This is a genomic window from Sphingomonas sp. PvP056, from assembly GCF_040549155.1.
Classification (GTDB): Bacteria; Pseudomonadota; Alphaproteobacteria; order Sphingomonadales; family Sphingomonadaceae; genus Sphingomonas.
The window spans coordinates 37,232-49,885 of the sequence record NZ_JBEPST010000003.1 but is presented as its reverse complement, the minus strand read 5'-3'; the positions used below and the strand labels follow the sequence as shown (position 1 = coordinate 49,885).

Here is a 12,654-nt window from a genome sequence, read left to right as displayed (position 1 = left end):
AGCCCAGGGTTCAGCCGAACAACGCCTGATAGCGTAGGCTACCCCAGGCTCTTCCCCTCGCAGGAACAACGACAAACCACTGTGCCTGGACGCAAAAAGGGCCGGAACATTGCTGTTCCGGCCCCTGCCCGCTCCCGCGGAAATAGATGGTGCACCCAGAGCGATTCGAACGCCCGACCCTCAGATTCGTAGTCTGATGCTCTATCCAGCTGAGCTATGGGTGCCTGGAGACGCGCTGTTAGCCGGGCCGTTCGGGGGGCGCAAGAACTTTTCCGCATTGCCGCATTTTTTTGTGGTGATCCTCGAACGTTGCGAACGCGGAAGCATCCGCATAGAGCGATTGCAGATGACCAACCGTCCACATCCGCGCCGCATTGTCGTGGCACTCCTCCTGTTGACCGGCGGATGCGCCGCACCGCGCGCTGCCAGCTTCCCATCGCTGCTGCCCCGCCCGATAGAATCGCGCAGCGACGCCGAGCCGGTCGCGCCGGTCACGATCGTCGAGGCCGAACCTGCCACCGATGCGACGCTGGTCGATCTGGAGAAGGCGATCGATGCCGCAAGCAAGACGTTCGAAGCCGCTGCGGACGGCGCGGACCGCCTCGCCAGGGCTGCGCAGGGGGATGCGGTGGGCAGCGAACGCTGGATCACCGCGCAGACTGCGCTGGGGCAGCTCGACGGGCTGCGCGCGACCACGTCGTCCGCGATTACCGATCTGGATGAGTTGGCGCTGACCCGGGCCGCGGCCGGCAAGCCGGATTATCCCGCGATCGCGACGTTGCGCCAGAAGGCACAGGCTGCGCTGCAGAAGCAGGCGGCGCGCATTCAGGAGATTCAGGAGCGGTTGAAGCCCGCCTGACGTAGCGGTGTTCCCGCGAATGCGGGAACCCAGTGTCTAGCCGTCCAACATCTGTTGATCCCGGCCCCCTGGACTCCCGCTTTCGCGAGACCTCTGCATAAAGGTAATCAGCGGTTTGATCGCCACCCCGCGCCCCAAAAGCTGCCGTCATGCTGAACTTGTTTCAGCATCCACCGCGGAACAGGCATAGTCCGGACTCGCGGTGGACTGGATCCTGAAACAAGTTCAGGATGACGAACGGTTTTGCAGAACTCCCCCCTTCGCGGGAGAACAGAGGGTCGTTCACGGATACCGGGAGGTTACCCGCGCGCCAGCGCCGCGACGCCGGGAAGGTCCTTGCCTTCCATCCACTCGAGGAACGCGCCGCCTGCGGTGGAGACGAAGGTGAAGTCGTCCGCCACGCCCGCCTGATTGAGCGCGGCAACGGTATCCCCACCGCCAGCGACCGAAACGAGCGACCCGCTCTTCGTCAGCGCCGCCGCGGTCTTCGCGAGCGCAACCGTCGCCGTATCAAACGGCGGCGTCTCGAACGCGCCGAGCGGACCGTTCCACACCAAGGTCCGGCAGTTCTTCAGCACGTCCGCCAGCGCTTCGGTCGCGGCAGGCCCGACGTCGAGGATCATCTCGTCCGCCGCAACCTCATGCACGTTGACCGTGCGGATCGGCGGGTTGGCGCGGAATTCCTTTGCGACAACCACGTCATACGGCAGATGGATCGTACAGTTCGCCCCGTCCGCCGCCGCGAAGATCTCGTCCGCGGTGCCGGTCAGCTCATGCTCGCACAGCGACTTGCCGACGTTGACGCCGCGCGCCGCGAGGAAGGTGTTCGCCATCCCGCCGCCGATGATGAGATGATCGACGCGAGTCACGAGATGCTTGAGCACGTCGAGCTTGGTCGAAACCTTCGCCCCACCAACGACTGCCGCAACCGGATGCTCGGGGTTGCCGAGTGCCTTGTCGAGCGCGTCGAGTTCAGCCTCCATCGCGCGGCCTGCAAAGGCCGGAAGCTTGTGCGCCAAACCTTCGGTCGAGGCATGCGCGCGGTGCGCGGCGGAAAAGGCGTCGTTGACGTAGAGGTCGCCAAGCGATGCGAACCGGTCGACCGTCGCCGGATCGTTCTTCTCCTCGCCGCCGAAGAAGCGCGTGTTCTCGAGGATCGCGACATCACCCGGCGCAAGCGCAGCAACCGCCGCCGCATCGCCTTCCCAGTCGACATAGGTAACCGGTCGCCCGAGCACATTGGCATAAGGCTCGACCAGTTGCTTGAGCGACAGCTCGGCGGAAGGATTACCCTTGGGCCGCCCGAAATGCGCGAGAATCAGGACGATCGCGCCCTTGTCGGCCAGTTCGGTGACGGTCGGCAGCGTCGAGCGCAGCCGCGTGTCGTCGCTGACCGCACCGTCCTGCATCGGCACGTTGAGATCCTCGCGCACCAGCACGCGCTTGCCCCGAACGTCACCGATATCGTCCAGCGTCTTGAAGGCCCGTGTCATGTCGTCACTCCTCGAGAACTATAATCGTATCGCCGACGCGGATCGTCCCGCCGACCACGACGCGCGAGCACGCGCCGCCGCGCCAGTCGGGCGTCAGCGCCGCGCGCAGGCCCGGCGCGAGCGCATCCATTCGCTCGCACGGATCGGTCTCGCGCGTGATCATCAGCTCGACCGTATCGCCGATGCGCACGCGCGCGCCCGCCACCTGTGGCAAGTCGAGCCCGTCGACCAGCAGGTTGGCGCGCCGTTCCTGCCACGGCAGGCTATGCCCGACCTCGGCCAGCGCGGCGTCCCAGTCGCCGCGCTCAAGCAGCGTCACCTGACGCCGCCCCCTGCCGCCGGGCTTGATCGCCCCCCGAAAGTCTCCGTGGAGACCACCTTCCAGCGTCACGTCGACGTGGTCGATGGTCTCCATCGGTCCTTTGGGGCGACCGTGGCGAGCGATCCCCGCCAGCGTTCCCATCAGAGGAACTTGCCCATCGCCCCCGCGGTGTCGATCATGCGGTTCGAGAAGCCCCACTCATTGTCGTACCAGCTGACGACACGGACGAGCTTGCCGTCGAGCACGCTGGTCTCGAGGCTGTCGATCGTCGACGACGCGGGCGTGTGGACGATGTCGATCGAAACCAGCGGCTCGTCCGAATACACCAGCACGCCCTTGAGCGGGCCGCTTTCGGATGCTGCCTTGAGGATCGCGTTGACCTCTTCCTTGGTCGTGTCGCGCTTCGGCATGAAGGTCAGGTCGACCAGGCTGCCGTCCGGCACGGGAACGCGGATCGCCGACCCGTCGAGCCGGCCCTTGAGCTCGGGCAGAACCTCGCCGACCGCGCGGGCGGCACCGGTGGTGGTCGGGATCATCGACATGGCGGCGGCACGCGCGCGGCGCAGATCGGGGTGGATCTGATCGAGGATCTTCTGGTCATTAGTATAGGCGTGGACCGTCGTCATCAGGCCGCGCTCGATCCCGATCGAATCGTTGAGCACCTTGGCGACCGGCGCGAGGCAGTTGGTCGTGCACGAGGCGTTCGACACGATCGTGTGACCCGCTTCGAGCTTGTCGTGGTTGACGCCGTAGACGACCGTCAGATCGACGCCCTTGCCCGGGGCCGAGATCAGTACGCGCTTGGCGCCCGCGTCGATATGCTTCTGGCAGCTCTCGCGATCGGTGAAGAAGCCGGTGCATTCGAGCACGATGTCGATGCCCTGCTCGGCGTGCGGCAAATTGGCGGGGTCACGCTCGGCGGTGACGCGGATGCGCTTGCCGTCGACGACCAGATCGTTGCCTTCGGCCGAGACTTCACCCGGATAGCGACCGTGGACCGAATCGCGGCTGAACAGCCACGCGTTCGACTTGGCGTCGGCGAGATCGTTGATCGTGACGAGTTCGAGCCCGCAATCGGCGCGTTCGAGAATGGCGCGCGCGACGAGGCGACCGATGCGCCCGAAACCGTTGATCGCTACCTTGACCGTCATCGTGATGCGCTCCTCAAGCTTGTGCCGGGCGCGGCCACGGGCCAGCGCCGACTCTTATTGGACGTGCGCGTCTTTGCGGGGCGCAAGCGGGCGCGTCAACCGCCCGGCATGACGCAAAGACGTCACAAATGCGCCTTGTCGCGGCGCTGCGCCATGCTATCTCGCGACGATGGCAGACCCCACCGCCACCCAGGCACCCCCAGCAGTATCCCCCGAAGACGCGCAAAGGATCTTGATCGATCGCATCGAGGATGCGCTCACGCGGATCGACGTCGCGACGCGCAAGCGCGTGGACGACATGACCAGAATGGAGCAGCGTCACGACGTGTTGCGCGACAGGATGACCCAGGCGATCACGACGCTCGACACGGTCCTTGCCGCAGCGGATGCCGCCAACGCGGCTGAGGCTGAGGCCGAGGCCGAAGCCGAAGCTGGGGCTGAGGGCGACGCGAAGGACGGCGGGGACAGGACTGTCGACGAGGGGGAAGACGCCTGATGGCCGAGGTTACGCTCACGATCGGCACGCGCCGTCACACCGTCGCCTGCCCCGACGGGCAGGAGGATCACCTCCGCCGCCTCGGCGCGATGCTCGCCAGCAAATATGAGGTCGCGGAACGCGCCTCGGCCGGGCTAAGCGGGGAGCGCACAATGCTGTTCATCGCGCTGATGCTCGCCGATGCGCTCGACGAGGCCGATCGCCGCCCGGCGGTCGCCCCGGCGATCAATACCGACGAAGTCCTGCTCGGGCTGGTCGCCGAGCAACTCGAATTGCTCGCACACCGGCTTGAGCAATAGGACGCAAGCGCCTATATCGATCGGTGGCGGGCACTGCCCGGTACGAGCCTTTATTATCCCTGAGGCTATTCTTCATCCAAGGGGGTTGTCCCTGCCCGGGCCCTGGCCCGACGCACATGATCCCCACCTGACGTACCGTGCGTCAGAGGATAACCCGGCACACGGCCACGGCGGTCCCGCCACCCGCTTTTTATAATTGCGTCCGCCCGCCTCGATGAGGGCTTCGAGGCAGGTGAGCGCGAGCCGCGACCACGCCGTCGCAATGACAGCGCCCACGCCACCACAACCGTCATCCTGAACGCGTTTCAGGATCCACCGTGCCGCCAATCCTGCGGCCGGAGAGCGCGCACCACGGTGGACCTTGAAACAAGGTCAGGGTGACGGTGTGCTGAGGAGGGTGCGTGCGACGCTATCGACGCCCGCCGCCGCCTGCGCCTATCACCGGCCGGATGACGCCCCCCGCCACCCCCGCAATCGACAAACCCGCGCTCCGCGCCCGGGTCCGTGCCGCGCGCGACGCGTTCCACGCCGCCGCCGCCCCCGAACTCACCCCGCCTGCCCCCTTCCTCGCGCTCCTCAAGCCCGGTCTCACTGTCACCGCCTACATCCCCGTCGGCAGCGAGGCAGACCCTGCCCCGCTCGCCCGCGCCGCCGTGGCGGCAGGGTGCCGCATCGCGCTGCCGCACGTCACCACGCGCGCCGCGCCGATGCGCTTCCTTGCCTGGGATCCGGCGGAGGATCTCCAACCCGGCCCGTTCGGCCTCAGCCAGCCCCATGCCGAATCACTCGCCCTCGCGCCCGACATCATCCTCACCCCGCTCCTCGCGTTCGACGAGAAGCTCGACCGGCTCGGTCAGGGCGCGGGCTATTACGATCGGGCGTTCGCGCAATTCCCGGATGCGATCAGGATCGGGGTTGCGTGGAGCGTGCAACAGGTCGACACCTTGCCGACCGATGCGTGGGACATGCCGCTCCACGCGATCATCACCGAATGCGGATGGATCGCCCGACCGATGGACGCAGCACAATGACCCCGAGTTGGCGCAAACCGGTCGGGATGCTCCTGATTCTCGCTGCGGTGACGATCTGGTGCGTACTCGCCGCAAGCCTGTCCACCGTTGTGGGTGGATGGCACCCGCTGGTGCAGGCGATCTATTATCTGGTTGCTGGGATTGCCTGGATCTGGGTGTTGCCGCTCAAGCGCATGCTGGTCTGGATGGAAACCGGGCGCTGGGGCTGAACGAGCCGTAGCTCATCGCGCCATTCCTGCCGCCCAAGGGGCAAGGAATGGCGCGAGTGACGGGGCTCGAACCCGCGACCTCCGGCGTGACAGGCCGGCGCTCTAACCAACTGAGCTACACCCGCGCAGATCGGACCGGTTAGGGCCCGAGATACGGATTATGACACGTTCCACACCACCCTGCACCGAAAATTTCGGAAGGATGGCGCGAGTGACGGGGCTCGAACCCGCGACCTCCGGCGTGACAGGCCGGCGCTCTAACCAACTGAGCTACACCCGCTTGAGAAGCGTGAGGCGCGGCTCCTAAGCGACACCCCCTACCCTGTCAACAACCGTTTCTGCATCATCCGCAGAAGTCGCGAAACTTGCCGGCCCGCGCTGCGTCAACGTGCCGTGCTCGAACAGGAATCCGGCGATGTCGGGCTTGCCTGCCGCGCGGATCACGGTCTGCAGGATGATCAGCAGCGGCACCGCCAGCAGCGTCCCCGCGGTGCCCCATACCCACGACCAGAAGCTGATCGAGACGAGGATCAGGATCGGGTTGATCGTCAGCCGATGCCCGACGATCAGCGGGGTCAGCGCGTTCGCCTCGACCAGATGAAACCCGATCATGATGAATGCGGGCAGCAATGCTACCCAGATGTCCTGGAACGTCATCAACCCGCCGAGCGCGAGTAGCCCCGCCGCCGCGATCGGGCCGAAATAGGGGACGTAGTTGAGCAATGCGACGATCCCGCCCCACATCAGCGGATAGGGCATCCCCATGACGTACAATACGCCCGCAATCGCGACACCGAGCGCAAGATTGATGATCGTGATCGTGCCGAGGTAGGCGGACGTATCGTCGACGACGTTCTGAATCACGCGCGCGGTCGCCATCGCGCCGCCGAAGCTCGACCGGCTGGTGATCGTGCGCTTGCGCAGCCGCGTCCACCCGGCGAGGAAGAAGAACACCACCAGCACCCCGAAGAACACCTGGATGATGACTTGCGGGGCCGAGGTGGCGGCGAGCTCCAGGATCGAACTGGGCGGGGTCACCGCGGTCGTCTGCGGCGATTTCACCGGCCCCGACGCCGCAAGATGCTGCACCGTCCGGTTGAGATATTTCTCGAGGCTCGAATACAGGTCGATCAGCGGCGCGATGTTCATCTGGATCCGGTCGATCCGTTCGGGCAACCGCCGGAAGAATTCGGTCGCCGGAACGATGATCGCCGCCAGCGCGACGTTCGCCGCGACGAGGAACAGCAGCACGCACACCAACGCCGCCAACGCCGACGGAACGCGCCGCCGCTCGAGCCATTCGAGGATCGGGACGAGCGCAACCGCGATTACCAGCGCAGCGGTGGTCGGGAGGAAAAACTCCGCCCCCGCCTTGAGCGCGAACGGCGTCGCCATCGCGAGCCCCACGCCGGCGGTCAGCGTAAGCGCCGCCAGCAACCGGTCACGGCGGAGCGCAATCCGCGCCTCGTCGTCCGGCTCGCCACCGGATGGTGCCAGCCCGAAGGCGCCTGTGGGGATGTCGTCTCGTTCGGCCATGACCGTGACCGTAGCGCTATTCCGTCGATGCGCAATCGACGGTATCGGCAAGATCGAGGCGATTCTTTGCCGCGTGCAAATCGCCCTGCCTGCGCCGCCGCATCGGCTTGTCCGATCCGGTTAACACCTTGGAACCTATTGAGCCGGGAAGGCTTTGTTCTCCATATCACCCCATACCCATTTGAAGACCAATGCCCGCAAAACCTGACAGATCCCAATCCCGCGCAACACGGTTGCACCGTGAGGCAATGAACTGCGTGACCTTTGCTGTAAGCGAACGCGACGCGAACCATGCCGCCGAATTGATCGACGAAGCCATCAAATTGAAGCGCCGATCCGAGGAACTTGCGGACGGCGTGGGCGCGAAAGTCGGCTGAATCCTTGTCACACTCTGACGATCCGACATCTTTTCCCGACGACTTTACCGCAAATTAATGCCTCGACGGTGGCACTGGCTGGCCGCAGCGGCTATCGCCCGACTCGGAAATCCCTGACGCGGGGACAACCACACCGAGTTTAGGGAGTTCATAATGACCGCGCCGTCGATTGCCGTCCTGTTGCCATGCTATAACGAAGAAGCTGCGATCGCGCAGACCGTCGCGGGATTCCGTGCTGCTTTGCCCGACGCCCGGATCTACGTTTACGACAACAACAGCAAGGACCGTACGGTCGAGGTCGCCAAGGCTGCAGGCGCGATCGTGCGCAGCGAACGGATCCAGGGCAAGGGCGCGGTGGTGCGTCGGATGTTCGCCGACATCGACGCCGACATCTACATCATGGCGGACGGCGACGCGACGTATGACGCGGCCTCTGCGCCTGCGCTGATCGCGCGTCTGGTCGACGAACAGCTCGACATGATCGTCGGGTCGCGGATCAGCGAAGTCCAGGAATCCTATCGTCGCGGGCATCGCTTCGGCAATGCGTTGCTGACCGGGATGCTGGCGAAGCTGTTCGGCCGGTCCTTTACCGACATCCTTTCGGGCTACCGCGTCTTCTCGCGCCGCTTCACCAAGAGCTTCCCGTCGCTCTCCGCCGGATTCGAGATCGAGACCGAGATCAGCGTCCACGCGCTCGAGCTCAAGATGCCGGTCGCCGAGATCGAAACGCCCTATTATGCGCGCCCCGAGGGTTCGACCTCGAAGCTGTCGACCTATCGCGACGGCTGGCGCATCCTGCGCACGATCCTCGCGCTGTACCGGATCGAGCGGCCCGTGCTGTTCTTCGGCGCGATCGGCGCAGTGTTCCTGCTGATCGCCGCGATCCTGTCGGTGCCGTTGCTGGTCACCTATATGCAGACTGGCCTGGTCCCGCGCTTCCCGACCTTCATCCTCATTTCGGGTCTTGTCATCCTCGGGGCGCTCAACGGCTTTACCGGGCTGATCCTAGACACCGTGGTACGCGGACGCCTCGAAGTGCGGCGGCTGGCGTATCTGGCGTATCCGGCGCCGGGCAAGCGGGACTGAGGTTTCCCGAGGGCTCGCGCTGGTTGGACAGCGTGAGCCCTTGGCAAGAACATTCCTGCGAGAGCGCCGCATAGCCCGGCAGTTCCGCCGCGGCGCTTGCACCTTCGACTGAATCTCAGTCTTCGCCAGAGCTTTGCGCGAGCCGGTTGGCTGACCCGTCATTTGCTGTTTTCCCGCGAAAGCGGGAACCCAGAGCCAAGCAATACAACAGCTTACAGTTCTCGCGACTCCTGGACTCCCGCCTTCGCGGGAGAACAGCTAGATCCGCAGAGGTCATGCCTTCGCCGGGAAAGCGCCGTTGGTCCCGACCGCCTGATCCCCGATGGGACTAGCGCTCAGCGCCGTCCGGTAGCAGCAGCGACGTCTACGGTGGCCGACGCGCGGTTCGGCAAGACGGCCATGACGCACCGCCGTACCAGCTCGACGCCGAGGAAAAGCGTGATCGCGTAGATCAGATAGTGATAGCGCAGCACCGGCTGGACCATCGCATAGGGCAGCGCGGTCATCAGCACGAGCGCCGCAGGATAGAAGTACCGGCCCCGCCACAGCAGCGCACTGGCCAACGCGCCGATCAACCCAAGTCCCGCGAACACCCATGTCAGCGTGAGCTTCAGCTTCATCGCGGCATTGATTTTGCTGTAGATGTTCCACTGCCATTCCGGCGGGAAATAGAATTGCACGACGTGCCGCAACGAGAGCGCGGCAAACTCGACCGGATGCGCACGGATCCACTGCTTGGCTTCGACGCCCAGTGCGTCGGCATAGGCTCGCTCGCCGCCCATCGCCTGCATCCGGTCGAACGCTGCCTGGCTTTCCTGCGGATGGATCTCTTGCAACCTGTTCCAGAACACTTCGCGCTGATCCCCGGTGCCGACCGCGGCGGGATGATTGGCCAGCGCCAGTTCGAGCCCCATGTTGCTGCGCAACGGGATGAACCGGCCGAACGCCTCGTAATTGCGCACCGTCCACGGTGTCAGGACTGCCAGCAGGATCACCGCCGCACTCACGAAATAGGGAAGCCAGGTTCGGATCGGGCAATGCCGAAGCAGCCAGATGCCCAGCATTGCGAAACAAGCGAGGCCGGTGGCCGGATTGAGAAAGAAGAGGACGCACGCAATGAAGCACGTGATCATCCAGGTCTTCAGCCGCCGATCGGACGCCAGATCCGCATCGAGTACACGCAACAGCACCCAGGCACTCAGCAAACACGCGAGCGCACCCTCCCAAATGCGGAAGGTCGTCGTCTCGAGTTCCGGGAAGATCGCCGCTACGCAATAGATCGCCAGTGCGCCAAGACGCCACAACGGCGGCGTACCCAGCCTGCCGAGGCACAGGAACAGCAGATAGCCCGTCGCCAGCACCGTCCCGATGGAAAACGCCGCAAGGATCGATTCGGCGATGGGCGATTGCAGGCCGAAGATGCGGTAGATGTGCCCCGCGATGAACGGCAGGATCGGCGTGAAGTGCGTGGTCAGGCCACTGCCCTTGGCAAACACGTCCGCAATCGTGCCGTCCCGCGCCACCGACGCCGCGACATTGAACGCCTCGCCGCTGGCCGAGCGAAACTCGTGCCGCGATACCAGCCACCCCACGCGCTCGATCGCACCGATGACGAGCAGCCCCACGGCCAGTCCGTTTACGTTGCGATCCCGCAAGCCTGCGACCAAGGACATAGCACAAATTCCCGTGTTCTTACTTCGACTACGCCCGACGTGAATCGGACGAAGATGCCATCCCGGATACGCAGGAAGCATCTTGGGGCTCTGTTCTTATCCTCGCCGAGTGCGGTGTAGCCGTCTTCTGTTCTGCTTAGCCGGGCCGATCCACAGACCGAACCGGTCCGCACGAATGCGGCCGACACGACATCGCTGCTAGAATATTAACCATGTGCAGCGCAATACCAAATCAGATCAACTATTCTGACGATTACCGCTCATCCCTCTAGGATTGCGAAGTTTTCAAGTGCGGGATCGGTCAGCATAAGCGCGCTTACCAATTTGCTCAGTCGCGAATGATGAGTTGAGGTACATTCGCGCCTTACCGCTCCCCAAACAGGTCGTTCTGCGCCTTTTCAAGTTCTTCGGCGTAGCGGCGACGGACGTGCGATTCCGACAGGATCCCGATCACGTGCCGCGCGCCGTCGATCACCGCCAGTTCGTCCGCGCCGCTTGCATCGAAGCGTTTCATCACGCTTGCGATGTCGAGTTCCGTCGACAGGGCCACGTCGCCGTTGATCGCGATCGATCCCACCGGGGCTTCCGGGTCCAGCCCATCGGCGTAGGCCGCCGGGGTCTGCACGATCCCGGCATAGCGCTGTTCCCCGTCCACCAGCACGACCCGGCTCGTCGCCCCGAGCGGAAAGCGCTGACGGAATGCGGCAATGCTGAGGGTGCTGTCGGTCGCACGGGTCTCGCGCCGCATCATCGTGCCGACCGTCAGCGTGCGGATCCACCCGATGTCGCGTGCGCTCTTGATCGTTTCGCCGCGCAGGTGAAGCCGCCACGTCGAGAAGGAATAGCCGAACGTCTCACGCACGATCGTCGAGGACACCAAGGCGGCGGCAAGCACCGCGCCGGTCAGCGCAAAATCCTGCGTCGCCTCCAGCACGAGCATCGCCATCGTCATCGGCCCGCCGACGACCGCCACGGCAAGCGCCGCCATGCCGACCATCGCGGCGTTGTGCGGATCGACCACCGGGTATCCCGCGAGCCATTCCAGCACCCCGGCGAACAGATGCCCGATCAGCGTGCCGAGAAACAGCGAAGCGAAAAACAGGCCCCCGCGAAACCCGAAGCCAAGCGATACGATCGAGGCCGATGCCTTGGCTAAAAACACCAGCGCCACGAACCCGAGCGACGCGCCGACCGCAATATCCATGTGAAGCGCACCATGTCCCGAGGACAGGACTTGCGGCGACCAGAAGGCGATCGGCATCAACAGCAGCCCCCCCAGGATCGGCCGCATCCAGTCGGGTACCGGTGTCGCCCGTACGCCCTGCTCGACCAGCGCCACCAGCCGCATCAGCGCGATGCCGATCAAGGCGCATGCCCCGCCCAGCCCGGCGAACAACAGGTAATGGTGCGTCTCGGCCGGGATGCTCGCGAACGAATCGATGACATAGGGCTGCGCGCCGAACAGTTGCGAGACGAAGACCGCCGAAATGGCCGCCGCCGCGATCGGCGCGATGGCCGACGGGGTATAGGCCCCGATCACGATTTCGAACGCGTAGAAGGCCCCCGCAAGCGGCGCCCCGAACGCCGCGGCGATCGACGCGCCCGCGCCTGCGCCCACGAGATTGCGCAAATCGCTCCGGCGCAATTGCAGCGCCGCGCCCGCAACCGAAGCAATCACGCTGCCCATTTGCGCATAAGCGGCTTCCAGCCCGACCGAGGCGCCAAAGCCGTTCGAGATCAGCGTCTGCCCCGATACGACAAGGCTGTCGGAAACCGACATCCGCCCGCCGTGCAACGCATTGGCTTCGACCGCGTCGACCATCCGCCGCCGCTTACTGCGAACACCCCAGGAGAAGATCGACAGCACCCCGCCGCCGACCGGCACCATCGCAAGCTGCGCCCATGTCAGCGAATCGGTCGCGCTGAGCCGCTGCCCGGTCGGCAAGGCGAACATCCAGTGCTGCAACGTGCGTGCGATCGCGCCGAGGATGACGGTGCCCAGCCCCGCCGCCGCGCCGATCGCGACCGCAAGCGCGATCAGCGCGAACTCGCTGGCACGGATCCCCCGTCGGACTCGTGCGAGGGGAATAATGAGGCGTGACCGCAGCGACATATCGCCCGT

The 12,654-nt window shown here is 65.0% G+C and carries 12 protein-coding genes and 3 tRNA genes; 6 read left to right on the top strand and 9 right to left on the bottom strand.

Annotation, left to right across the window (positions count from 1 at the left end):
• Positions 1 to 147 precede the first annotated feature (147 nt).
• Positions 148 to 224 (bottom strand) — tRNA-Arg (locus ABIC17_RS07835).
• A 122-nt stretch (positions 225 to 346) separates the two neighbouring features.
• On the opposite strand from ABIC17_RS07835, the gene ABIC17_RS07830 reads away from it, so the two are divergent.
• Positions 347 to 859 carry a hypothetical protein gene (locus ABIC17_RS07830; RefSeq protein ID WP_354280702.1) on the top strand — a complete coding sequence of 171 codons (513 nt, stop codon included), beginning with the start codon at positions 347 to 349 and terminating at the stop codon, positions 857 to 859.
• A 299-nt stretch (positions 860 to 1,158) separates the two neighbouring features.
• Here ABIC17_RS07830 and ABIC17_RS07825 read toward each other — a convergent pair whose 3' ends face one another.
• From ABIC17_RS07825 to gap, 3 genes are read right to left on the bottom strand one after another with little or no spacing between them, the layout of a single operon-like run.
• The gene (locus ABIC17_RS07825) at positions 1,159 to 2,352 is read right to left on the bottom strand and encodes a phosphoglycerate kinase (RefSeq protein WP_354280700.1); all 1,194 of its coding nucleotides are present in this window, start codon (positions 2,350 to 2,352) and stop codon (positions 1,159 to 1,161) included.
• A 4-nt stretch (positions 2,353 to 2,356) separates the two neighbouring features.
• A complete protein-coding gene (locus tag ABIC17_RS07820; RefSeq protein WP_354280698.1) occupies positions 2,357 to 2,815 on the bottom strand; it encodes an MOSC domain-containing protein in 459 nt (152 codons plus the stop codon).
• Entirely contained in the window at positions 2,815 to 3,825 is a 1,011-nt protein-coding gene (gene gap, locus ABIC17_RS07815) for a type I glyceraldehyde-3-phosphate dehydrogenase (protein ID WP_354280696.1), read from the bottom strand. Before gap ends, ABIC17_RS07820 begins: the two co-directional genes overlap by 1 nt.
• 169 nt (positions 3,826 to 3,994) lie before the next feature.
• Here gap and ABIC17_RS07810 point away from each other — a divergent pair, with 169 nt between their 5' ends.
• The 4 genes from ABIC17_RS07810 (at position 3,995) to ABIC17_RS07795 (ending at position 5,860) form a co-directional block, all read left to right on the top strand.
• On the top strand, positions 3,995 to 4,321 hold the full coding sequence (locus ABIC17_RS07810; RefSeq protein ID WP_354280694.1) for a hypothetical protein: 327 nt from the start codon (positions 3,995 to 3,997) through the stop codon (positions 4,319 to 4,321).
• On the top strand, positions 4,321 to 4,620 hold the full coding sequence (locus tag ABIC17_RS07805) for a cell division protein ZapA (RefSeq protein ID WP_354280692.1): 300 nt from the start codon (positions 4,321 to 4,323) through the stop codon (positions 4,618 to 4,620). The genes ABIC17_RS07810 and ABIC17_RS07805 overlap by 1 nt, the downstream gene beginning before the upstream one ends.
• Before the next feature lie 449 nt (positions 4,621 to 5,069).
• Entirely contained in the window at positions 5,070 to 5,651 is a 582-nt protein-coding gene (locus ABIC17_RS07800) for a 5-formyltetrahydrofolate cyclo-ligase (protein ID WP_354281644.1), read from the top strand.
• Entirely contained in the window at positions 5,648 to 5,860 is a 213-nt protein-coding gene (locus tag ABIC17_RS07795; RefSeq protein ID WP_354280690.1) for a DUF2842 domain-containing protein, read from the top strand. The genes ABIC17_RS07800 and ABIC17_RS07795 overlap by 4 nt, the downstream gene beginning before the upstream one ends.
• A gap of 48 nt (positions 5,861 to 5,908) precedes the next feature.
• Here the strand turns inward: ABIC17_RS07795 and ABIC17_RS07790 are convergent.
• The 3 genes from ABIC17_RS07790 to ABIC17_RS07780 all read right to left on the bottom strand — a co-directional run bounded on the left by ABIC17_RS07790 (position 5,909) and on the right by ABIC17_RS07780 (position 7,396).
• Positions 5,909 to 5,985: transfer RNA gene (locus ABIC17_RS07790), tRNA-Asp, on the bottom strand.
• Positions 5,986 to 6,063: 78 nt separating this feature from the next.
• Positions 6,064 to 6,140: transfer RNA gene (locus tag ABIC17_RS07785), tRNA-Asp, on the bottom strand.
• 23 nt (positions 6,141 to 6,163) lie between these two features.
• On the bottom strand, positions 6,164 to 7,396 hold the full coding sequence (locus tag ABIC17_RS07780) for an AI-2E family transporter (protein WP_354280688.1): 1,233 nt from the start codon (positions 7,394 to 7,396) through the stop codon (positions 6,164 to 6,166).
• A gap of 530 nt (positions 7,397 to 7,926) precedes the next feature.
• On the opposite strand from ABIC17_RS07780, the gene ABIC17_RS07775 reads away from it, so the two are divergent.
• Positions 7,927 to 8,859, top strand: coding sequence for a glycosyltransferase family 2 protein (locus tag ABIC17_RS07775; protein WP_354280686.1), 933 nt, complete (start codon positions 7,927 to 7,929; stop codon positions 8,857 to 8,859).
• Between the two features lie 335 nt (positions 8,860 to 9,194).
• Here the strand turns inward: ABIC17_RS07775 and ABIC17_RS07770 are convergent, their stop codons facing one another.
• The gene (locus tag ABIC17_RS07770) at positions 9,195 to 10,532 is read right to left on the bottom strand and encodes a hypothetical protein (RefSeq protein WP_354280684.1); all 1,338 of its coding nucleotides are present in this window, start codon (positions 10,530 to 10,532) and stop codon (positions 9,195 to 9,197) included.
• Positions 10,533 to 10,896: 364 nt separating this feature from the next.
• A complete protein-coding gene (locus ABIC17_RS07765; protein ID WP_354280682.1) occupies positions 10,897 to 12,645 on the bottom strand; it encodes a chloride channel protein in 1,749 nt (582 codons plus the stop codon).
• Positions 12,646 to 12,654: the final 9 nt, after the last annotated feature.